Genomic DNA, 275 nt, shown 5'->3' on the forward strand with positions numbered 1-275 from the left:
GTGATAAAGGTGACAGTGCATTATTAATGCTCGACTTAAGCAATGGCCAAAACCGTCTAGGCGGTTCTTGTTTAGCGCAGGTTTACAGTGAGCTAGGTGATATAGCGCCAACATTAGATAACACCGCCAACTTAGCGGGTTTCTTTGAAGTGATGCAGAAATTAGTAGCTGAGCAAGCTGTGATGGCTTATCACGATCGTAGTGATGGCGGCTTATTTACCACCTTAGTGGAAATGGCATTTGCGGGTAATACCGGCTTAGTGATTGATTTAGCC

The 275-nt window shown here is 44.7% G+C and carries 1 protein-coding gene; it reads left to right on the top strand.

Annotation, left to right across the window (positions count from 1 at the left end; genetic code table 11):
* A partial coding sequence (locus AAEZ05_RS28530; protein WP_350649947.1) for an AIR synthase-related protein occupies positions 1 to 275 on the top strand: 275 nt, incomplete at both ends.

It is taken from the genome of Pseudomonas sp. HY13-MNA-CIBAN-0226, from assembly GCF_040310305.1.
Classification (GTDB): Bacteria; Pseudomonadota; Gammaproteobacteria; order Pseudomonadales; family Pseudomonadaceae; genus Aquipseudomonas; species Aquipseudomonas gregormendelii.